Annotated in this window: 27 protein-coding genes; 19 read left to right on the forward strand and 8 right to left on the reverse strand. The window is 34.3% G+C overall.

Annotated features, from left to right (window positions below):
- Nucleotides 1-443: 443 nt before the first annotated feature.
- Complete coding sequence (locus ASJ80_RS08630; RefSeq protein ID WP_048080143.1) at nt 444-650, forward strand: symporter small accessory protein; 207 nt, start codon at nt 444-446, stop codon at nt 648-650.
- Nucleotides 651-662: 12 nt separating this feature from the next.
- Nucleotides 663-2,261 carry a sodium:solute symporter family protein gene (locus ASJ80_RS08635; RefSeq protein ID WP_069583321.1) on the forward strand — a complete coding sequence of 533 codons (1,599 nt, stop codon included), beginning with the start codon at nt 663-665 and terminating at the stop codon, nt 2,259-2,261.
- Between the two features lie 33 nt (nt 2,262-2,294).
- On the opposite strand, the gene ASJ80_RS17060 is transcribed toward ASJ80_RS08635, so the two are convergent.
- The 5 genes from ASJ80_RS17060 to ASJ80_RS08655 all read right to left on the reverse strand — a co-directional run bounded on the left by ASJ80_RS17060 (nt 2,295) and on the right by ASJ80_RS08655 (nt 5,530).
- Nucleotides 2,295-2,465 carry a hypothetical protein gene (locus tag ASJ80_RS17060; protein ID WP_176720218.1) on the reverse strand — a complete coding sequence of 57 codons (171 nt, stop codon included), beginning with the start codon at nt 2,463-2,465 and terminating at the stop codon, nt 2,295-2,297.
- A gap of 591 nt (nt 2,466-3,056) precedes the next feature.
- Nucleotides 3,057-3,629, reverse strand: a complete 573-nt coding sequence (locus ASJ80_RS08640) for an ERF family protein (RefSeq protein ID WP_069583322.1) — start codon at nt 3,627-3,629, stop codon at nt 3,057-3,059.
- Between the two features lie 67 nt (nt 3,630-3,696).
- Nucleotides 3,697-4,455 carry an endonuclease NucS gene (nucS, locus tag ASJ80_RS08645; RefSeq protein WP_069583323.1) on the reverse strand — a complete coding sequence of 253 codons (759 nt, stop codon included), beginning with the start codon at nt 4,453-4,455 and terminating at the stop codon, nt 3,697-3,699.
- A gap of 394 nt (nt 4,456-4,849) precedes the next feature.
- Nucleotides 4,850-5,329 (reverse strand): hypothetical protein, encoded by a 480-nt coding sequence (locus tag ASJ80_RS08650; RefSeq protein WP_069583324.1) that lies wholly within the window; start codon nt 5,327-5,329, stop codon nt 4,850-4,852.
- Between the two features lie 15 nt (nt 5,330-5,344).
- Entirely contained in the window at nt 5,345-5,530 is a 186-nt protein-coding gene (locus ASJ80_RS08655) for a hypothetical protein (RefSeq protein WP_048080148.1), read from the reverse strand.
- A gap of 214 nt (nt 5,531-5,744) precedes the next feature.
- Here ASJ80_RS08655 and ASJ80_RS08660 point away from each other — a divergent pair, with 214 nt between their 5' ends.
- From ASJ80_RS08660 to pyrE, 4 genes are all read left to right on the forward strand, one after another.
- Complete coding sequence (locus tag ASJ80_RS08660) at nt 5,745-6,122, forward strand: cupin domain-containing protein (RefSeq protein ID WP_083240918.1); 378 nt, start codon at nt 5,745-5,747, stop codon at nt 6,120-6,122.
- Nucleotides 6,123-6,484: 362 nt separating this feature from the next.
- The gene (locus tag ASJ80_RS08665; RefSeq protein ID WP_069583326.1) at nt 6,485-6,751 is read left to right on the forward strand and encodes a PRC-barrel domain-containing protein; all 267 of its coding nucleotides are present in this window, start codon (nt 6,485-6,487) and stop codon (nt 6,749-6,751) included.
- A 76-nt stretch (nt 6,752-6,827) separates the two neighbouring features.
- Nucleotides 6,828-6,980 (forward strand): orotate phosphoribosyltransferase, encoded by a 153-nt coding sequence (locus ASJ80_RS08670; protein ID WP_069583327.1) that lies wholly within the window; start codon nt 6,828-6,830, stop codon nt 6,978-6,980.
- Between the two features lie 45 nt (nt 6,981-7,025).
- Nucleotides 7,026-7,553 carry an orotate phosphoribosyltransferase gene (gene pyrE / locus ASJ80_RS08675; RefSeq protein ID WP_176720219.1) on the forward strand — a complete coding sequence of 176 codons (528 nt, stop codon included), beginning with the start codon at nt 7,026-7,028 and terminating at the stop codon, nt 7,551-7,553.
- Between the two features lie 53 nt (nt 7,554-7,606).
- Here pyrE and ASJ80_RS08680 read toward each other — a convergent pair whose 3' ends face one another.
- Nucleotides 7,607-8,131, reverse strand: coding sequence for a MogA/MoaB family molybdenum cofactor biosynthesis protein (locus ASJ80_RS08680; protein ID WP_069583329.1), 525 nt, complete (start codon nt 8,129-8,131; stop codon nt 7,607-7,609).
- 584 nt (nt 8,132-8,715) lie between these two features.
- Here ASJ80_RS08680 and ASJ80_RS08685 point away from each other — a divergent pair.
- The 11 genes from ASJ80_RS08685 (at nt 8,716) to mtnA (ending at nt 18,321) form a co-directional block, all read left to right on the forward strand.
- Nucleotides 8,716-9,225 carry a PIN domain-containing protein gene (locus ASJ80_RS08685; protein WP_069583330.1) on the forward strand — a complete coding sequence of 170 codons (510 nt, stop codon included), beginning with the start codon at nt 8,716-8,718 and terminating at the stop codon, nt 9,223-9,225.
- 147 nt (nt 9,226-9,372) lie between these two features.
- Nucleotides 9,373-10,467 carry a DUF2117 domain-containing protein gene (locus tag ASJ80_RS08690; RefSeq protein WP_069583331.1) on the forward strand — a complete coding sequence of 365 codons (1,095 nt, stop codon included), beginning with the start codon at nt 9,373-9,375 and terminating at the stop codon, nt 10,465-10,467.
- Between the two features lie 9 nt (nt 10,468-10,476).
- The gene (locus tag ASJ80_RS08695; protein ID WP_069583332.1) at nt 10,477-11,463 is read left to right on the forward strand and encodes a methanogenesis marker 2 protein; all 987 of its coding nucleotides are present in this window, start codon (nt 10,477-10,479) and stop codon (nt 11,461-11,463) included.
- 191 nt (nt 11,464-11,654) lie between these two features.
- Nucleotides 11,655-13,190 (forward strand): methyl-coenzyme M reductase-associated protein Mmp3, encoded by a 1,536-nt coding sequence (mmp3, locus tag ASJ80_RS08700; RefSeq protein ID WP_069583333.1) that lies wholly within the window; start codon nt 11,655-11,657, stop codon nt 13,188-13,190.
- Complete coding sequence (locus ASJ80_RS08705) at nt 13,171-13,614, forward strand: methanogenesis marker 6 protein (RefSeq protein ID WP_069583334.1); 444 nt, start codon at nt 13,171-13,173, stop codon at nt 13,612-13,614. The genes mmp3 and ASJ80_RS08705 overlap by 20 nt, the downstream gene beginning before the upstream one ends.
- A 94-nt stretch (nt 13,615-13,708) precedes the next feature.
- Entirely contained in the window at nt 13,709-14,092 is a 384-nt protein-coding gene (locus ASJ80_RS08710) for a DUF2111 domain-containing protein (RefSeq protein WP_069583335.1), read from the forward strand.
- 72 nt (nt 14,093-14,164) lie between these two features.
- The gene (locus tag ASJ80_RS08715) at nt 14,165-14,611 is read left to right on the forward strand and encodes a methanogenesis marker 5 protein (protein WP_048080160.1); all 447 of its coding nucleotides are present in this window, start codon (nt 14,165-14,167) and stop codon (nt 14,609-14,611) included.
- Nucleotides 14,604-15,833, forward strand: coding sequence for a methanogenesis marker 15 protein (locus ASJ80_RS08720; RefSeq protein ID WP_069583336.1), 1,230 nt, complete (start codon nt 14,604-14,606; stop codon nt 15,831-15,833). The genes ASJ80_RS08715 and ASJ80_RS08720 overlap by 8 nt, the downstream gene beginning before the upstream one ends.
- A gap of 21 nt (nt 15,834-15,854) precedes the next feature.
- Nucleotides 15,855-16,406, forward strand: coding sequence for a methanogenesis marker 17 protein (locus tag ASJ80_RS08725; RefSeq protein ID WP_069583337.1), 552 nt, complete (start codon nt 15,855-15,857; stop codon nt 16,404-16,406).
- 29 nt (nt 16,407-16,435) lie between these two features.
- Nucleotides 16,436-17,287, forward strand: a complete 852-nt coding sequence (locus ASJ80_RS08730) for a radical SAM protein (RefSeq protein WP_069583338.1) — start codon at nt 16,436-16,438, stop codon at nt 17,285-17,287.
- 104 nt (nt 17,288-17,391) lie between these two features.
- Nucleotides 17,392-18,321: an S-methyl-5-thioribose-1-phosphate isomerase gene (gene mtnA, locus ASJ80_RS08735; RefSeq protein WP_069583339.1), complete on the forward strand. Its 930-nt coding sequence runs from the start codon at nt 17,392-17,394 to the stop codon at nt 18,319-18,321.
- Between the two features lie 46 nt (nt 18,322-18,367).
- On the opposite strand, the gene ASJ80_RS08740 is transcribed toward mtnA, so the two are convergent.
- Together ASJ80_RS08740 and ASJ80_RS08745 are read right to left on the reverse strand one after the other, a co-directional pair.
- Nucleotides 18,368-18,595: a hypothetical protein gene (locus ASJ80_RS08740; protein WP_069583340.1), complete on the reverse strand. Its 228-nt coding sequence runs from the start codon at nt 18,593-18,595 to the stop codon at nt 18,368-18,370.
- A gap of 94 nt (nt 18,596-18,689) precedes the next feature.
- Complete coding sequence (locus ASJ80_RS08745) at nt 18,690-19,709, reverse strand: class I SAM-dependent methyltransferase (protein ID WP_069583341.1); 1,020 nt, start codon at nt 19,707-19,709, stop codon at nt 18,690-18,692.
- Between the two features lie 340 nt (nt 19,710-20,049).
- Here ASJ80_RS08745 and dph5 point away from each other — a divergent pair, with 340 nt between their 5' ends.
- Together dph5 and ASJ80_RS08755 are read left to right on the forward strand one after the other, a co-directional pair.
- Nucleotides 20,050-20,838, forward strand: coding sequence for a diphthine synthase (dph5, locus tag ASJ80_RS08750; protein WP_069583342.1), 789 nt, complete (start codon nt 20,050-20,052; stop codon nt 20,836-20,838).
- 39 nt (nt 20,839-20,877) lie between these two features.
- Complete coding sequence (locus ASJ80_RS08755; RefSeq protein WP_069583343.1) at nt 20,878-21,810, forward strand: DNA adenine methylase; 933 nt, start codon at nt 20,878-20,880, stop codon at nt 21,808-21,810.

Below are 21,810 nucleotides of genomic sequence, written 5' to 3' on the forward strand. Positions count from 1 at the left end.
TAGTTTTCCACAGCATCGGAAATCTCTGATTTCCGAATGTTTCAGAAATTCATAGAATTTCTTTCAATCTCCAAAAAATCCCTCGAAAATTCTTTGAATTTTCGGGCTACCGAAAATCTACGATTTTCGAAGACTTCGATTTTTTGAGGTTTCGAAAATCTCAATTTTTGATTGAGATTTCCTTCAACCCCCCTCACGTTTGAAGATAATTTTATTGTTGATCATATTAATTATTTATTAATAATTATTACGAAATAATTTGGGTACTCTGCCAATTAAAATGAACAGAAAAATTACATGAAACATGCCCTAATAACTGAGCACATCCTATTTTTAATAATTTAGACAGTTTAAATAAGAGCACAAATAGATAAATTTAAAGGTATCTATTTTTAATTATTAATCATTAATTACTTAACATTCAATGAGCGGAGGTGAAAACAGTGGTTCTAGGAATAGATGATCCATGGGTTTGGAGTGCTTATATTTTAACTATATTAAGTATGCTTTTATGCGTGATTTATGGGGCCTTAAATTGGAATAAAGGCGATGAAGACGAAGAAACACAAGTTAAAGAAGAAATGGAATGGCATAAAAAAGAAAAAGAGATGGAAGAAAAAGAATTAGGGATATGGGATGAAGAAGGATAGGTAGGGATTAAAATGGATAACTACGTCTTACTTATTGTTATAGCTTTAATATATATTTTAATGGTGGGTTACGTAGGCTACATAGCCTGGAAAAGGACTAAAAGCGCCGACGACTATATGGTCGCCGGAAGAGAAACCCATCCATTTATCATGGCCCTCAGTTATGGGGCCACATTTATCAGTACTGCCGCCATCGTAGGTTTTGGTGGAACAGCAGGAGTGTATGGAATGGGCCTTTTATGGCTCACAGTGTTGAACATTCTTGTCGGTATTTTTATAGCATTTGTCCTGTTTGGGAAACGAACAAGGAAAATGGGGCATAATTTAAACGCGCTTACTTTCCCTGAATTTCTTTCGCGTCGTTTTGACAGTAAATTTATTCAATATTTCAGTGGTGCAGTAATATTTTTAGGAATGCCATTATATGCATCTGTAGTTTTAATTGGTATGGCAAGATTTGTAGAAACAACAATAGGTCTTAATTATTCAATAGCATTAATTGCAATGGCCATTATAGTCGCAATTTATGTTGTCTTTGGTGGAATAAGGGGGGTTATGTACACCGATGCCCTGCAGGGAACTATAATGTTTATAGGAATGGTTATATTATTAGGTGCTATTTACTGGTTAACTGGAGGTATTACCGCAGGTAACCAAGCTTTAACCAATCTAATTCATCAAATCCCAGCTAATGCGACAGCTACGGCAGCAGCTACTGGTTTTACCGGATGGACATCTATGCCCTCGCTTGGAAGTCCATTTTGGTGGACATTAATAAGTACACTTATTTTAGGAGTAGGTATTGGTGTTTTATCACAACCACAGCTCGTAGTAAGGTTCATGACAGTTAAATCCAACAAAGAACTCAACAGAGCAGTTCTAATTGGAGGAATATTCATATTCATCATGACCGGTACCGCGTTCGTTGTAGGAGCATTATCCAACGTTTACTTCTTTGATACTGTTGGACAGCTGGCAATGCAAGTTGCGGGAGGTAATGCAGACAAAATAATCCCAGTATTTATCAGTTCAGCTATGCCGGTCTGGTTTGCCTACTTATTCATGATAACACTGCTTTCTGCAGCTATGTCTACCCTAAGTGCACAATTCCACGTGCAGGGAACTGCTTTAGGCCGAGATATATACGAAACAGTGACTGGAACTAAAGGTAAATCCTCAGTGTTAGTTGCAAGGGCAGGAATTACCATCGCAGTTATAATAGCAGTTATTCTAGGCTTTATTTTACCAGATAACATAATAGCTGTTGGAACTGCCATGTGGTTCAGTATAACTGCGGCAGCATTCCTTTCAATGTACGTGTTTGCATTGTTCTGGAAACGTTCAACCAAAGCAGGTGTAATCTCTGGTTTAGTTATTGGAACATTATTAAGCATATTCTGGATGGTATTTGAATATAAAAAGTCAGCAGCAGCACTTGGTATATGTCAGGCACTTACAGGTAGCCCTGTTCTTATAGCTGCAAATCCATGGCCTACAGTTGATTCAATAGTGATAGCACTGCCTGTTGCATTTGTAATAACAGTTATAGTAAGTTTACTTACAAAACCACAGCCAAAAGAACAGTTAGATAAAATATTTAAGGGAGTTTAATTTTTTCCCCTTTTTTAATTTTATTTTTTTAAATTATTTGTATATTCGCTGGACAAAATCAGGGCACATTCTAGGATATTTTTTTTCAAATTCCATATTTAATTTATCAGTTATCTCTTCTTCAAGTTCTTTGTTTTTAGATGCAGATACAAAAAACGTTTTATTTTCGAAATAAGTGTTTAAAACCTCTTCACCTATGTGCATTTCAATATTAAATGGTTTAAAATCTGAAGACTCCCTTTGAATTTCAGATAATATTTTTGGAGATAATTTAAGGCGTTTATTATCTTCTTGAGTGTAAACAGTATATGGAGTAGCTATCTTTTTAATATGGAAAGATGCACAGCCTTCTATGTTAGAAGCTTTACGTGTGGTTCAAAAAACACAAAGGAAGACTTTTTTCTCAAAATCAACGCTACATTTAAGATTAACTGATTTCATAAAACCCCTCCTTATTTTTCCGAACAAACTAAGCTATCCTCATTATTATTTTGAATTTTATAGTATATATTCATCAAAGAATAAGGAGATTAAAAGAAGTTCGCTCATTTCCATTATCCTGTGCACAGTTTATACTTCATGTTAGATTGTCGTATTGGTTAATTTAAGTTAAATTTGTTTAAAAATCCATTTAATGAATAAGTTACATAGATTAAATTACTAACATTAACAATAACACCCCGAAATGAGTGAATAATGATATTTAAGTCGTATTTAAAAGTAAAAATTAATTTAATCAAAAAAATATAATTTAACATTTCCCAATTATGTTAATGAATTTATTTAAATTTCCAATTAGTTTCTCTTGAGTTGATCTTCAATCTGTTTAACCTGTTGGCCATCATAAAGCTGCTTAGCTTTGCTTATAATTGCATTTTCATTCACGTTAAAATTCTTTGCAATTAACATCTCTTTAATTTCATCTATCCATTTTACTGCTTCAGCATCATCTTGGGAAGGGTTTGATCCATCCTTTGGACGTGCTTTTGAAGCTATATTTCCATCATCATCATCTTCAGAACTTATTCCTAAAAGTGCTGTAAGCTGATATCGTCTACCATATGTAATTGCACTCCCACTTCCCTGAGCTGTATTCTTATCAGGTTTCAAGAATAATTTATCAGTTTCAATTATCTCCCCTGATGTGTGAATGAGTTTAGTTTGAACATATACATCTCCAGCTTCATTACTTCCAGTATTCTGAATTAACAATATTCCATTTTCAGTTAAAAGAGGACGTACACAGTTTAAAATATCCGGCAATGGCGCGTATTTACTCCTGAAAAATGGATTTGTAGCTGTGTTTGATGGATTCTTAATTTTTCTTTGGACTTCAAGTAGTGCTGCTGCTATATTTTTAATTTCCATTTAAATTACTCCTTTTCAGTTACTAGTTTAGTTAATTACCTAATTTTTAAATTTTAAAACAATAAACTTAATCAAAAAAATCTAATTTTATTATATCTTCTTTCTTGAGTTTTTTAGGAGGGTGCAGCTCCTTAAATTCTAACCCATACTCTTTTAAAAGTTTCATGGCACTATCTGTAATAGAAGGTGCCACTAACATCCCCCTTAAACCTTCATTTTCTTCCTTTAAATTATCCACATAACGTTTAAGCTGACTTACCGCGCCCAAACTCCCTCTAACTCTTTTAAGTTCTAAAACCATTATGTTTCCATTTTTATCTTTTCCAAGAATATCAATTACTCCATTTGAGATGGATTTTTCCTTTGCAATTGGTTTGAATCCTTCTTCAATGACTTCAGGGTTTTCATAGAAAATTAGGTTGGCCATGTCTTCCTCGCTTCCAATTAAGTCCAGTTCTTCATAGTCTTTAGCAACAAAATATGTCGCCATGTAAGTTTTTGAGATTTCAACATCCAGAATTTCCTTTGGATTTTTCCGGATACTTCTTATAAGCATTAAATCATCTTTAACCTTAAATTTAACAGTACACCCCGGAGGCTGCCAGTTTACAGGGTTTCTTTTTTCACTTTTGTGAATTAAAAAGGATCCATCTGGTTTTATTATAATTACCCTATCGCCCAGTTCAAGATTACTTTTAGCTCTACCTTCATAGAAAACCCTGCAGCAGGCTGTGATTATTATTATGGCTTTATTTTTGAGCCCATCCTTTAGAAGTTCATTTGTTTTCTCAATACTTGGATTTTCTTCTACTTTGAATTTCACCATGACTATTACTCGTTTTCTGTTAGTTAATTGTAGTGCAATTTTGAAAGAAGTTGAGGATTTAAATCAAGTTAAATTTAAAAAAAATAGAATTTAACAATAAATTAAAAAAAAATAAGAATAAAAATTATTCTTCGTTTTCAAATGCCCTCAGAAATCCCTCAAAATTCTTCGAATTTTGGGGCCACAAACACTTTGTGTTTGTAGGCATGGATTTCTGGGGTTAAATGAAATTACAAATCAGAGCTCGTAAAAACTAAGTTTTTACGGCCCCAAAACCATAGGTTTTGAGGGATTTGTAATTTCCTGAACCGATGAAACAAGCTTTCGAAAATCAAAGATTTTCGATGCTCCAAAAACCTTCGGTTTTTGAGAGTTTCCTCATGCATCGAAAAAGCTATGCTTTTTCGAATGCCTCTGCATTCACGATTTTGAGATTTGGAGTTCTTGCGTTTGGGTTACTTGCTTGAACTGCTTTTACTGTTACGTTTTTGACACTCTTGTTCACTGTTTCTCGGAATGTGTCAAAAACAACGGAGTAACTTTCAAGCTGATCTAGCTCAGTATCGTTTAAAGCATGACTTAAACTGTCTATCAATTCGTAGATCCTACCGCCTTTTTCTCCATATATTTTAGCAACGTCATCATCGAAGTATGCTGATGTTATAAGCCCACATATCCATTTTCGCTTGTTTTCGTGGTCTGTGATTATAACATAGAACTCCTGTACTTCTTTACCCTTAATTTCCTTGGATTTTAATTCCCCGACGTATATTTCACCAGTTATTTCACTTTCTGGTTCTAGTTGAGAAAGGTACATGGTTTCATAGTCGTCGTCGTAGTTTGCGCTTCCTTTTTGGATTCCTAAATCAATCATTTAATTCACCTCAAACTATTCGCACTGAACGTTTTCATCTTCGGGATGAGAGTATTCAAATCCTTCTTTTCTACACCAGTCATAGAAAGCCTCTGTAGCCCCACGAGATAATCGCCCTTGTTTGTCACCATATTTTTGTCGTGTAATTCTCCTGAATGCTATCTCTAATTCATCAGGAATGCATACTGTTACCGCTCCCATCCAATCATCATCCTCTTATGAAATATGTTTTATGCTTTATGTTATATGTTTTATTTTTAATATTTAAAGTTTTCGGTTTAGAAGATTAGAAAGTATTACTAAAACATTTAATTAGAATGGTTTAAAGGAAAAATAAGGTTAATACTAACTATTAAAGCAAAAGAGCTGCTTTTAATAACGATACATTTAAATAATACGAAATAATAGTCATATTATGATACTAAAACATTCCAATGATGTCTCTCCCGAGACTATGATAAAACCAGGTTTTAATAAGATGGAAGCACGTTTTCTTCTTACAAGTGATGATGGTTGCCCAAGATATGCTTTACGACTTATGGAATTTGGGCCTGAAGGACATACATCATACCATTGTCATAAAGAAGAACATGAAATGTTTTTCCTTGAGGGAAAAGGTATTGTTGTTGGAGAAGGAAAAAAAGAGGTGCCAGTTCATGCAGGAGATGCGTTATTTATTCTCCCCAATGAATATCACCAAATTAAAAACAGTGGAAATGATATTTTAAAAATGATCTGTACCGTGCCTATTTTCCCAGGGCAGACAGGTAAAGGTACAACCCCTTGTGAATGAGTTTAAAAGTTCCTTTTAAATTATTAAATTAATTTTTTATTTTTCCAATAAAATTTACGAATTACAGGTAAATAGATACTTTAAACTGCATTTAGTTTATAATAAACTGTTTTTAAATAAATTTCTTGAAAACATAACTTTTAATAGCCAAATAATATGGCATATATGGTTATAGTGCTAATTTCTTTCAAAATCAGGGATAATTTATAATCTATGTTTTTGAGGGAAGTTTATTTATAAATAAATGGAGATTAAGTTCTAAGGAAGAATATAAGTATCAAGTGAAACTTAATTAAAGATAACTATATGTTGAAGTCATTACATTACAATTTATATTCTATATGTAAAAAAATGGTGATATCATGAGAGTAGTGGAAGAAATTGTGGGAAAAGAAGTTTTAGATAGTTCTGCAACTATAATTGGAAAAGTAAAGGATATTGAAGTTAATTTAGGTACCAAAAGAATAGAAGCAATTGTAGTTGGAAAAGGGGGCATTTCAGAAAGCATAGGCATATCTAAAGAAGAAAATGTCATACCTTATGATATGGTTAAACAAATAGGAGACAAAATACTCCTTAAAGAGTATATAGATGAGCCAGGGTTAGAAACACAAGAATTAGGCCTATAATCTTTGATTTTTTGTGTTTGAAGGATTTAATTAAAACTTTTTATTTTAATTTTAAAATTTAAGCCGGGTGTTAACTTTGGAACTGGTTGGAATCTGCAGTGTTTGTGGAAAAGCAGGTAAAATGCATAGCTGCCCTTTATGTGGAAGTATAGTCTGTAAAAGCTGCTATGATGTTTCAAAAGGCATATGTAAGCGGTGCGCAAGAAACCCTGGAAAAATGATTAAATAAATAGATCCATCTATATAGTCTAAACAAATCTATCTAGTGATGTTAATGAATAACGAAAAAAAGAAACTTATAGCCCTTTTAAAGGCAGAGGAAGTTATCAAGTTTGGTAAATTTACACTGGCTTCTGGAAAAGAAAGCGACTACTATGTAAACATGAAAATGGCCATTACAAACCCCAAAATCCTAAAACAGGTTGCAAAAATTGTAGCAAGCCAGATAATTGATGATAAAATAGATAAAATTGCAGGCCCTGCTTTGGGAGCTGTACCTATAGCAACATCCATATCCCTTGAGTCATCCATCCCCATGCTTATGATAAGAAAAGCCAAAAAAGGCTACGGTACTGCAAAACTCATAGAAGGTGAACTTGTTGAAGGAGATTCAGTTGTTGTGGTTGAAGATGTAACTACAACCGGAGGATCTCTCATTAAAGCTATTAAAGCCATTGAAGAAAACGGCGGAATAGTTAAAAAAGCAATTGTAATTGTTGACAGGGCGGAAGGTGCCGTTGAAAATCTTAAAAAAGAAGGCATTAATTTAGAACCTTTAATTTCAATAAATGATTTTCAATAAAAAGAAATAAATTATTTATTTTCTTATTTTGAATACTTAAAAAATAGATTTTATCAATCTCTTAAATGCTTGACAAGATGTCCCAGCTCAGGCATTACTATTTTTAAGCCCAAACCTACCGCATTTGGAGATCCTGGAAGAGATATCACTAATTTACTTTTATAAACCCCTGCTGTTGCCCTGCTTAAAATTGCCCCCGTTCCAAGTTCTTTATACGACTCGTACCGGAATATTTCTCCAAATCCATTTAATTCTTTAGTAAACATTTGTTTTAATGTTTCAATCGTTATATCTCGAGGACCTATTCCCGTTCCTCCTGTGGTTATGATAACATCAACATCATAATTTTCGATTATATGATCTATAGTTGAGACTAAAAGCCCAGCATTATCAGGTATTACCGAATAAAAAACAAGATTATGTTGTTCACCTAAAGCATCCTTTATTAAACTTCCAGATACATCACTGTTCTCATGCAATAAAAAATCATCATATTTAGAGTCACTTAAGGTTATAACCGCGCCATTTACAGATTTTGGTGCTAATTTTTTATGCTCCTTCATACTTTCACTTTTCATAAAATCATCCTGCATCGCCGATATTAATTAAATAAAGAAATACTTTGAGTTTAATAACTAAATAAGATTTAATCAATAATATGTATACCCCTTGTACTATATTATTTATTCCCATTATATTTTAGATGCATACATCATTATATAACCTGCAAAATTAATTTTAAATCCTAAAATAAGACTTATATCTAAAAAAAATAAATAACAAAATTAATCTAAGAATAATAAGTCTTAAAATCAACATTCAGGCTTATTTAACAGCAATAAGAAATCAAAAGATTTATATGCTATCCAATCAAACCATAACTAAATGGCATTAGATCAAATCAATGCTGCAAATTACATAAAAAGTCGTAGAAACAATTTGGAAACCAGGAGGGCATTAGATCCAATTCAGAGGCGGTTTAATTTTTGCGGAAAAATTAAGAGGAGTCTAATTTCGCCCTCCCTGCATATCTTTATTTATATTTCATAGCATAAAAACTTTCTGCATATTATGATAATGGACTGCAAAAATGCCTATTTAAGCCTGAATGTTTTAAATGATTATATAAATTTATTATTTTTAAAAATTAATAACTGGTATTATGCAAAAAAAGATTTACGTTTTGGACGCGTCTGCAATAATAGGGGGTTTTTATTCAAAAAGTTATGCTAATTTTACCACAAGCGGTGCTATTTTAGAAATTAAAGACTTAAAATCAAAAATATTACTGCAGTCTGCCCTAGAAAATGGACATATTAAAGTAGATGAACCTGATCCTGAAGATACAGAAGAAATTAACCAGATTATCACATCTTCAGGTGATATCCTACGGCTTTCTGATGTTGATAGAGGTATCGTAGCACTTGCATTTAAATTCAAAAGAAATGGATTTAAACCAATTGTTGTAACAGATGATTACTCCATGCAAAACACCCTTAAGACCATTAGAATTGATTATCAAAGCGTTTTAACCCCTGGAATAAAAGAAATTATCAATTGGGTCAAGATCTGCAAGGGCTGTAAAAAAAGATATCCATCAGACTATAAATTTGAAGAATGTGAAATATGTGGATCGCCTGTTTTTAGAAAGAGAGTAAAGGCTGTTAAATAATATTTAGCCAATATAATTCTTTTAAAGATAAAAATAATTCTCTAATTAAATCTTATCTAAAAAGAATAAAAGTATCACGTAATTATTTTTTTAAGGTTACAAGTTCAGCGATAATTTTAATATATAATTCATCCAGAGAAAGAGATTATGAAAATTGGTGTAGTTGTGCATGGACCCTATATAGTTGATTCAGGTTATGCCAAGAAAATTTTGAACTTACTTCAAGATTATGGAGATGTAAAGGCACGGCTTGGAGGAACAATGGGTAGAACTGCAGTATATGATGCAGGACTTGAGGATAAGATAGACATAAGTCAAAAATTGTTTCCAAGCGAATCTATTGAAAAATTTGTTCATAATTGCGATGTTATATTTTTAATAAACTATGGAAAATCCAGCGTAACTGGCCATGCATTCGGATTTAAAGTTTGGAGCAGATGTGAAAACGTTCCTCCTTTAATTCAAATTGAAAGGCCAGGTGAAGTGGATGGAAGCGTAATAGCATGGGATAGTTCATTAAGTGAATTTGCAAATCAAATAGCAGAGAGATTATGCTTAAAAGTTGTTGACGCGGAAGAAATAAAGAATGAATTGGTGAAAAGTGAAGTCACACAAACTCGCAGAAAGGTTGCAGGCGTATCTCCTAATGAAAATATATTTGTAAATGGGCTTGTCATTGGTAAATCAACTTCATGTGACGTTACTTTAGTTGCAGAAGATGGGATTATAACTGAAATAATTGGAGGGGCCCTTAAAAAACACGGGGTCGAAAAACTCGGCAGAGTTGATTTAACCAAAGTAGTGATAAAAACAGGGCTGCTTAGAAGATCCAAAGTCACTCCAAGAGTTGCTGAAAAGCCCAAAACTGGAGATAAATTTAATGTAGCCTTTTTAAATCATGCTGCAGAAGATATTTACAAACTAAAAGACGCGGATATCGTTGTAACAGTTGGAGATGATACTACTCTTGTTGCAGGTGATATTCTTTATAGATTTGGAGTTCCTATAATTGGAATTACCGATGGGGATATTGATAAAGTGGTGGAAAAAGGGTTTAAAAATAGCAAATCCTTAATAATAGAACTTGAAAGTGGTCATGATGATATCATTGGCCAAAAAATCTTCCGTGAGCTCTTCAATGAAGAAGAAATCATAGAAACAGAAAATATCGAAAGTTTTAAAAATGAAATACTACAGATTATAAATAATAACACCACTTGCTTTAAAATAAAAGAAAACTGAGGTGTACAAGTGGATTTAAACTCTCTCATTGATTCTATAAAAAATTTTGAAGGAATTACACGAAAAAATTCCATAAATCATATTGCAAATATTTTAAAAGATACATATAATATTGCTGGAAATACTATTTTAAGCTTTGGCGACGACGCATCTGCCATAGAAATAGGAAATGAAAAATTAGCTCTTCTTGCAGCCGATGGAATGTGGGGAAAACTTATGGAAGCTGATCCACGCTGGGCTGGTTACTGTTCAGTTTTAGTTAACGTGAATGATATTGCTGCTATGGGCGGAAGACCAATTGGTATGACCAATGTTATTTCTACAAAAGACAAAAAAATATGCAATGAAATTATGGAAGGTATTAATGAAGGAGTTAAAAAGTTTGGAGTTCCTATGGTAGGGGGCCATTTACATCCAGATACACCATACAATGCTTTAGATGTGTCTATTACAGGGATAGTAAATAAAGATGATGTTATTACAAGTTGTGATGCTAACATAGGCGACAAGGTTATAATTGCAATTGATATAGATGGAAAACTGCATCCACAATTCGATCTTAACTGGGATACAACCACAATGAAAAGTGATGAACTTGTACAGGCCCAGATTGAAGTTATGAATAAAATAGGCAGTGAAAAACTGGTAACTGCAGGTAAAGATATAAGCAATCCCGGAACTTTAGGTACACTTGGAATGCTACTTGAAGCGTCAGGTGTAGGTGCAACCATCGAACTTGAAAAGATCCCGCGAAATGAAAGTATAGAATGGGAGCAATGGCTTAAATTATACCCTGGAGCAGGTTTTGTCCTTACTTCAGAAAGCAACAAAGTGGACAGGTGTATTGAACTACTTGAAGAAGTTAATATAACAGCTTCAGTCACTGGAGAAATTATTGAAGATAAAAAGCTTTATGTGACTCATGAAGATCAGGAAGCAGTCTTATTTGACTTCCAAAAGGATAAAATAACTGGTGTTAAAGAGGAACGATCATAAAATTACCCTGCATAAATTATTAGACATATAATGATTAAATAAATTAAGCACTATGATTAAAGAATTGAATCACTGCAAATATCTGGCGGTTCATATTAAAGTTCAATAAATATCTCATAAATATAATTCAAAAAGGAAGAATTACTCAATCTAAATAAATCATTCATAAAATTAGTCCATGAGGAGATTTAATGTTTGTAAGGGTCAATGGAGAAGAAATAGACCTCCCTGAGGGTTCTACAATAAAAGATGCTATCAAAGCTGTAAATGCACCATATATGGAAGGCTGTGTCCTCAGTATTATTAAGGGTAAAGAGGAATTTGAAAAGCACGTGAATAAATACAAAATAAAAACCAGTAAAGGAAGCGTGATAATTGAACTACTGGAAAACAGCCCTTCAGATCTAGTTGAAGTATGGAAAAACATGTATAAAAAGTTTGAGAATCAAGAAGTGCGGTGGACTACCTCCAGTGAAGTTTCTCTTGGACCTATTAAAACAAACCTTACTCCAACAAGAGATGAATATAAATATGGAAAATGGGATGTTATTATAAGCCTTTCAGGTTTTACTGCAGATTCAACCCATATCATCTTAAGTAAATCCAAACATGAAGCAGTATATGGTGTTCCTGAAGGAAGTAATGGAGTTTTTGCTAAGGTACTTGGTGGTAAACGGACTCTACTTAATCTCACAGATGATGATACAGTAAAAGAAATTAAACCTGTTATAGAACGAAGCAGCACTGTAAAAAGCGCTACAGTAATCGATTTAGATACACCCATTACTGAAGGAAACGAATTATTTACTTATGTTTTAATTAATCCTGAATTCAAATCTCCACAGTCTGTTGAACATTTCTTTGCATTATCTGAAGAAGGTAAAATTAAGGTAGACTATGAATCTAATTCTTTTGTAGGGTTTTACAGATTACAAGGGCTTTCAAAACCTTCAGAATATATTGATCAAAGAACACGGGGAACGGTTACCCTCAGAAATACAGGCAAAGGAGCTGGACGGGTCTATATTTACCGAGAAGACAGGGTTTCTACACCACCCCATACAGTTATAGGGCACGTTAATAAAGGAATACAGCTTTTAGATATTGCAAATAATGGAGATTATATCACAGTTAAAACAGATCCTGAGAGGGTAATGACACTTTCTATGACCCAAAAAGAAGCAGAAGAGTATCTATCCTCACGAGGCATAGAACAAATACGTGAGGGATTAGATGACGATGACGCAATAGTTGTAAGTCAAAATCCATTGTATACAACTGAAATTATCAGTACTAAAAAGGTAAAAACACTTGGAGTTACGGAAGATGAAATAATCTACATCGATATAGATGATAATGCACCAAGATCTTCATGGTACTTCCAGAAAATTACAGGACTTCTTGATTATCCCATAGGATCTCTTAAAGTTCACTTCGCATTCCCTGGAATGAAAGTAATGATGTTTGAGGGAAAAACAAAAGAAGCACGAGGGCTTGTTCCAGAAAATACTCCTTCTCAATGCGTAAATGCAGGTCAAATTGGAATAACCAACATGTCAAGAAGGCATGTAGGAATGATTGGAGTGAGATTTGAGGATAATAACGAATTTGGCCCTACAGGAGAACCATTTGCCGGGACCAATGTCGTTGGTCATATTGTAAAAGGACTTGAAAACCTTGAAAAATTTAAAGAGGGGGCGACAGTTTATGTCTCAAGAAAACTCTGAAAATTCTAAAGTTACTCGCATGATAGTACTGGGACCATCTGCACAAATAAATCAGGCAGAACTGGTTCAAAAAATACACATGATGGAACTTCCACTTACCATTAAATCAACATGTTATGGAGCTATAATACACGGGGACGAACCTGTTGTAAAAGAAGCTGTAACTAAAATAAGAGAATTAGATCCATGTAATATATTTACAAAAGATAGAGGATTTCCCCCAGGAGATACAAGGCGTTGCAGGGCCAAAAGAGGGGCAGCAAGAGAAGGTTTCCATCAGCTCGAAAAAGAATATGAACTGCTGGACTGCTTAAGGGAAGCACTTGAAAATCCACGGGAAGTCCACGTGGAAAAACCAAAGAAAATTTCGCCTGATGAATTCAAAAAGCTCATAGAAGAAAGTGAAAAGCCTCGAAAACCATAGGTTTTTAATGGGGCCTAAAATTATAAATTTTCGAGCATAATTAAAAAAATTCCTAAGCTCATATATTTATAAAATATTAAGAGGAATGATAAAAATGCAGATAACTTCTTCTTCAAATAGTAAAGAGATAGCCCCAATGGCACTCGCTATCCACCATCTTGTGAATAAATTACCCATAACAATGCGCTGTAAAAACTCCAAGGGAGTTAGAATAGAAGAGGGTGAAATTGTAGATTATAATTATACCGGCCCTGTCCTTGAAAAAGTATTACAAAATGGCAAACTTATCCATGAAACACCTGAAACTGGCATTTACGAAGGAATTCCAGTAGTAGTTGTCCCCATAATTGAAAAAAATGAAGTTATCGGTGCATTAGGAATTGTAGACCTAACCCGAGGAATATTCAGTGACCTCATGCAGATAGCAAGGAGACCCGACCTCATAAAATCTGAAACACCCAAAGGTGAGTTTTATTAATATGATGATGCATTTTACAAATTTAAAAATAAAAGGAGACTTATCCAGATAACAGTTACAGGAGATGTTTAATTGAAAATAGCTATATTCCCTCCAAATTCATTAATTTTATCGGATTTAGTTGAACGACGAGGACACGAACCACTTTCACTAATGAAAGAAGTAAGAAAAAAAGTTACAGATGTGGAGATAGATTCACCTCCACTTAACATAACTGAAGCAGAACCAATAAAAGGACTTAAATATGCAGCTATTGAAGTACCATCAGGAGTAAGGGGCAGAATGGCCATATTTGGGCCTTTAATAGATGAAGCAGAAGCTGCAATAATCATGCAGGAAGCTCCTTATGGATTTGGTTGTATAGGCTGCGCCAGAACTAATGAACTTTCCATGTACTATCTAAGAAAGAAGGACATCCCTATACTCGAACTTCAATATCCAACTACAAGAGAAGAAGCCATAGAAATGGTAAACAAGATTAACACTTTTTTAGACTCACTGGAGGAAAAAAATGGTTAAGATAGCCCAATTATCCTGTGGAACAGAATACAGCGGTATTCAAAAGGAAATAGAAAAAGCTGCCGCGACTTTTGATGCGGAAATTGTTATTCCTGAGGCAGATTTAGATTACATTGATGAAGCTTATGAAAAATTCGGGTTTGCCGCTGCAAGTAGCGGTATCAAGCTTATGATAGCAAGGGCAATGTCCCTGGTTGAAGGAAAATCAACCGCAGATGCTGTATTCATTGCAACCTGTTTTAGATGTGCAGAGGGTGCACTGGTTAGAAATGAGCTGAGAAGGCTTATACAGGAGAATACTAACTTACCTGTTGTGACCTACTCATTTACAGAAAAAACCAAAGCTGACGAGCTTTTCATAAGAATGGAAGCACTGACAACAATTGTTGCCAGGAAAAGCCTCCTTGCACGTGAAAAGCAGAACGGTCTCACAATTGGAATAGATTCTGGTTCAACCACCACAAAAGTTACTTTAATGGAAAACAACAAGATAATAGGAACAGGATGGCTCCCAACAACCGACGTTATCCAGTCTGCAGAAGACGGAATGAAAAGCGCCTTTGAGGGAACTGGATATAAATTAGACGATGTTGACGGCATGGGTGTAACTGGATATGGAAGGCTGACCATAGGAAAGCACTACAATGCTGCCTTAATCCAGGAAGAACTCAGTGTAAACTCAAAAGGAGCTGTTTACCTTGCAGACAGTCAAAAAGGTGAAGCTACTGTGTTAGACATTGGTGGTATGGACAACAAGGTTATAACTGTTAACAACGGAATTCCAGATAACTTCACCATGGGGGGAATCTGTGCCGGAGCATCAGGGCGGTTCCTGGAAATAACTTCACGAAGGCTGGGAGTTGATATAAGTGAACTTGGAGCACTGGCTTTAAAAGGAAATTACAAGAATGTCCTTTTAAACAGTTACTGTATGGTATTCGGTATTCAGGATCTGGTTACTTCACTTGCTGCCGGAGGTACCAAAGAAGACGTGGCAGCCGCTGCGTGTTACTCTGTAGCAGAACAAGTTTATGAACAGCAGCTCCAGGAAATTGATGTTCGTGAGCCCCTGATTCAGGTAGGCGGAACATCACTTGTGGAAGGCCTTGTAGAAGCTGTAAGTACAGTTCTTGGAGGTATCAAAGTTATTGTGCCAGAAAATTCACAATACATCGGTGCAGTTGGTGCTGCGCTTCTAGTATCAGGTTTAGGGAAAAAGTAGTTGTCTGCATGGAGATATTAAATGATAGTTGAATCTTACGATGAAAACGGTGCAAAAGTCTATGAAATGGTTATAAGACAAACATTACAAGATCTCCAGGTTTCAAGAGCAATTAGAGATATGAAAGTGTTCGCAGACCCAAGAGAGCCTGTATTTATCATTGTAGTTGAATATGAAAAAGCTGCATCTCCCATTACGATTGACGATCTTGCAGAGTATGAATATAAAAAAGATGAAAACAACTTATACATAAGGGTTAAAGATGAAACTTACCTTCCAGAGTTACTTCAAAAATTGTGGGAAATTGAAGGAAGGGAAAATATACAACAGCCCAGCAGATATGAGATTATAATAAGCAATCCTAAAGCCAAAGTGGAAGGAATTATTATCCACGACCCCCAAGAGGACTTAAAAAAGAAGGTATATGATGCCATATTCAGAATAATACCTGAAGGCTTTAGGGTTATAGACCATTTATCAGAAGGTAATGTTATTGCAATGGTCTGTTCTGATGAAATTATTAAAGACGAATGGATCAAAAAGCGAGATGAGATGATTAAAAAACTTAAGTAATAATTAAAGCCTCTTAAGGAGATAATAAAATGAAAGAAAGTAAGTTTGCCCATATAACAAAAGTGCACCCCTGCTTTAATGAAAAAATGCACGATAAAGTTGGAAGAATCCACGTTCCAATTGCACCAAAATGTAATATTCAATGTAATTTCTGTACAAGGGACATCAACAAATGTGAAGTCCGTCCAGGAGTTGCTTCAAGAGTCATGACTGTTGATGATGCAATAGAACATGTCAGGAAAGTTACAGGTGAGATGCCAATTTCTGTGGTGGGTGTTGCAGGCCCTGGAGATGCCCTATTTAACGATGAAACATTTGAATTCTTTAAACGTGTAGGCGAGGAGTTTCCTGAACTTATAAAATGTATGAGTACAAACGGACTTCTTTTACCAGATAAAGCCGATTTAATTGCTGAATTAGGTATAAATTCAGTGACAGTCACCGTAAATGCAGTTGATCCTGAAATAGGAAAAGAAATTTACAGCGGAGTTTTCTATGATGGTAAAATGTACAAGGGAGAAGAAGCATTTAAAATACTCTCCAAAAACCAGCTTGAAGGCATAGAAAAACTTGCAAAAAAAGATGTAGTGGTAAAGGTTAACGCTGTACTGATTCCAGGATTAAACGACGAGCATATAATTGATATTGCAAAGGAAGTCAAAAAGCGAGGGGCTTCTTTAATGAATGTAATTCCTCTTATACCACTTAACAAATTCAAAGATTATGAAAAACCAGGATGCGCACAAATAAGCCAGGTAAGAGATGCTGTTGAAGAAATAATACCTGTATTTAGAGCATGTACCCAATGTAGAGCAGATGCATACGGAGTTCCTGGTAAAGAAGACAAACACCTGGATATGACTCCAGCAAGCCACTATTAAACTAAGGATCTATCCTTTTTTAAATCTTTTTTTATTTTACTAAAAACAGTAACTATTTTTTTGTTTTATCTAAATAGGAATATACTAATTAAGGAGAAATTTTAATGAAAACAATGTTCTGGGAAAATAATCAACTTGTACTCATTGATCAAACAAAATTACCTCATGAACTGGTTTATTACCACTGCAAAACTTATAAAGATGTAATTCACGCTATTAAAACCATGAAAGTACGCGGTGCCCCTGCAATAGGAGTTGCTGCAGCCTTTGGAATGGCACTTGCAGAACTGGAAGGTGTTGACCTCCAAAAAGCGGGAGAAGAAATCAAAGCTGCGCGTCCAACAGCAGTAAATCTTTTCTGGGCAGTTGACAGAGTACTTAAATCAGATAATGCACTTGAAGAAGCTTTAAAAATGTACGATGAAGACATCGAAACAAATAAAGCCATTGGAAAACACGGCGCAGAAGTAATAGATGATGGAGACACCATTTTAACCCATTGTAATGCAGGGGCTCTTGCCTGTGTAGATTATGGGACTGCTTTAGGAGTTATAAGGGCTGCATTTGAAGAAGGCAAAAAAATTAAGGTTATATGTGACGAAACAAGGCCTTTCTGCCAGGGCGCAAAGTTAAGCGTCTTTGAGATGCAGCAGGAAAATATTCCGGTGAAGTTGATCGTGGACAACGCCGCTGCACGGATGATGCAGACAGGAAAAGTAAATAAAGTAGTTGTTGGTGCAGATAGAGTTGCTAAAGGAGGAATAGCCAATAAAATAGGTACTTTGATGGTTGCTCTTGCTGCAAAACGGTTTGATGTGCCATTTTATGTTGCAGCCCCTAAAAGTACATTCGACTTTGAAAATTCAATATATGATACTAAAATAGAAGAAAGAGACCCTAATGAAGTCCTTTACTTTGGGGAATGTAGAGTTGCACCTGAAGGAACTGAAGTTGAAAATCCTTCATTTGATATTGTGCCCGGTGACTTGATTACAGGCATAATTACTGAAGAAGGGATTTTAGAGCCTTTTTAATTACTTTTTCTAAAATTTAAAAAATATTTATTTAATTTTTAACTGATCATTCCATAAACTCTTCTTTATACCAGTAAAATACCAGCTGGCCTCCGCATTCACATGAGTCAAAATCTTCTGGATTTTCTCCTTCTTGAAGTTCATAGTAACCCCCGCATTCACTGCATACTAAATACCCATTTGTGTTTTCCTCAGGTAGTTCCAATTTTGCATTACAACATATGCAAAAGGTGAAGTTTGGAGGATTTTGAGTTCCACATTTCTCGCAACGCATAATAAATCATCTTATGTATAAAATTAATATTTCCTAACTGAAAACATAAGATATAGAATATTTTATTATATAAAGTTTACTCGCTTATCCCAAATCAAAAAACTCTGACATCGATACCCATATGCCATTTACCTGGGCTTCTGGAGCGAACTTTACGTTTATCGAGAATTTCAACTTTCCTCGGGTAAGCAGCCTCTTTAAGTCTCGCAATTGGTTTTTCAAAACTTTCAGAAAACTCGTAGTAGTGAATGATTCCTCCAGGTTTTATATGCTGCACCGCAGTGTCCAGAAATTCATATGCACTTCCAGGAAGATTCATGATTATTCTATCTGCTTTAATATCTTTATTTTCCAGAACTTCCCTGACATCCCCTAAGATTGGGATTACTTTATCCTGGACTTTATTAAGCTCAATATTTTTCTCTGCATATTTATAGGCTTCAGGGTTAATGTCAATCGCATAAACCATCACATCATGGTTTTTTGCAATGAGCACAGGAAACGGGGCAACTCCAGCAAACATATCCACTATTACCTCCCCTCCTTTTACGCTGTCAGCCACCCTTTTTCTCTCAGTTGCCAGTCGAGGGCTGAAATATACATTTCTAACATCAAGCATTAGCCTGCATCCAAATTCCTGGTGAACAGTTTCAGATATATCTTCCCCGGCAATATGTTCCAGTTCCCTTGTCCTTATAATTCCTTTAATCTCGCTCGTTTTTCTAAAAATCGCTTTTCTTTTTGTAAATTTTAGTGCAGCTTCCCCAATTAGTTCTTTATAATCTTCCAGATCATCAGGTATCTCTAAAATAACAACGTCACCAATTATATCAAATGATCCCCTTATTTCATCAATTGTTTCATCATCAATTTTACCTTTTAGGTAATCTTTAAGGCTTCGGGGGCCTTTTTTTTGCTTTTCAAATGCAGTTTCTATTATTTCACATTTTTGTCCAATTAGCTCCTGCATATCTTGATCTGGCTTTTCGTTAAGGGGAAATATAACAAAATCATTATCACGTTTTATTCTAGCGTCAAGGTTCAGTAGTGAATGATTCAATAAAATTTTGCGCACATCATTTGCCATGTTTTTTGGAATTTTTAGACCTATCATGATTTTCCTCGTGATTAAAGCTTTAAGCTAATATAGTGAATGACTAAATACTTTATATTAATATTTATAAAAAATTTGTTTGCTTTAAATTTGTAAAAATCTCAGCCCAAAACTCATTTTTGAGGATTTTGAGGGATTTTCGAATATCTAAAATTTGTAATTTAAAAATTACGTCATTCACTACAGCTAAATATTATCATGATTAAAATATAATCATTCTGATAATTATGGTTTAAATTTAAAAATATACAAAATATTTTTACTCGTTAATTAGGAGCTAAAATGTATTTATAAATTATATTTATTAAATGAAATCTTTACAGGAAATTGAGGTGTTAATATGCTTTATTTTATTGGTTTAGGACTTTATGATGAAAAAGACATTTCATTAAAAGGAATTGAAGCTTTGAGGAAAGCTGATGTTGTATATGCTGAATTTTACACTGCAAATCTTTTTGGAACAACATTAGATGCATTAAAATTCATGATAGGAAAAGATATAGTTGTTTTGAAGCGAAGTGAAGTTGAAGAAGAAAATATCATTTTAGAATCTGCAAAAGATAAAAATGTTGGGTTTTTAACTGCAGGAGATCCCCTAATTGCAACTACACACACCGATTTGATGATTGAAGCTAAAAAAAGAAACATTGAAACCACAGTCATTCATGCATCTTCCATTTTATCTGCTGCTCCAGGGCTTGCAGGACTCCAAGCTTATAAATTTGGAAAAGTCACCACCGTACCATTTCCAGATAAAAACTTTTTCCCTCATTCACCGTATACTGCTATAAAAGCCAATATAGAATTTAATGCCCATACACTGGTACTTTTAGATATCAGGGCTGATGAAAACAGATATATGACTGTAAATGAAGGTTTAGAATATCTCTTAAAAGTTGAAGAAGAAAGAAAAGAAGGAGCTATAACCGAAGATACTATAGCAGTAGGAATTGCAAGGGCTGGTTCAGACAAACCATTTGTACGTGCAGATAAAATTAAAAATTTAATTAAAGAGGACTTCGGCGGGCCGCTCCACTGTATGATTATACCTGGAGACCTTCATTTTATGGAAGCAGAGTATTTGGTAAAGATCTGCGGGGCACCTGAAGAGATTCTTGAGGATCAGTGAATCTCAGGTAAATATTAATAATTCTCGGATTGTAAAAACATGCGAAATGATGATGCTTTTGGTGCAAAACCATTTTTAAAGTGGGCTGGTGGGAAAACACAGCTACTTGATGAATTTGATAAAAGATTACCCCTAAAAATAAAGGACAGTAAAGTCATTGAAAGATACATTGAACCTTTTATTGGTGGAGGAGCTATGTTCTTCTTTTTAAAGAGAAAATATAATATAAAGAAATCATTTCTTTTTGATATTAATCATGAATTAATAATAGCATATAAAGTTATACAGGAAGATTATAAAGCATTAATAGATAGATTAAGTGAAATCAAGTACAAACACCTTCAAAAATCAGAGGACATGCGAAAGGAATACTACTACCAGATTAGAGACAGGTACAACCGACAAATTGAAAACTTTAACTACAGCAGTTTCAATGATGAATGGATTGAAAGAACTGCTTATCTAATATTTTTAAATAAAACATGCTTTAACGGTCTTTTCCGTCATAATAAAAAAGGAGAATTTAATGTTCCATTTGGACGTTATAAAAATCCAAGTATCTATGATGAAGAAAATATTATCAAAGTAAATAAAGCTTTAAAGGATACTGAAATCTTCTGTGGAGATTTTACAAGTTCCAGCGAGTATATACAGAAAGGTAGTTTCGTGTATCTTGATCCACCTTATCGTCCGCTAAATAGAACATCAAGCTTCACAAGTTATTCTAAAGACGGCTTTTTTGATGAAGATCAGGTCAGATTATCAATGTTTTTTGAGCAAAAGGATAAACTGGGAGCATACTTAATGCTCAGCAATTCAGACCCTAAAAACAAGGACATTAATGACCATTTCTTTGATGAACTCTACAAAAATTACAATATTAACAGAATTCCAGCAAAAAGACACATAAACTCTGATGCCTCAAAAAGAGGAAAAATTAATGAATTGGTTATTACAAATTACATTATTTAA

The sequence above is a fragment of the Methanobacterium bryantii genome, assembly GCF_002287175.1.
In the GTDB taxonomy this organism is placed as follows: Archaea; Methanobacteriota; Methanobacteria; order Methanobacteriales; family Methanobacteriaceae; genus Methanobacterium_D; species Methanobacterium_D bryantii.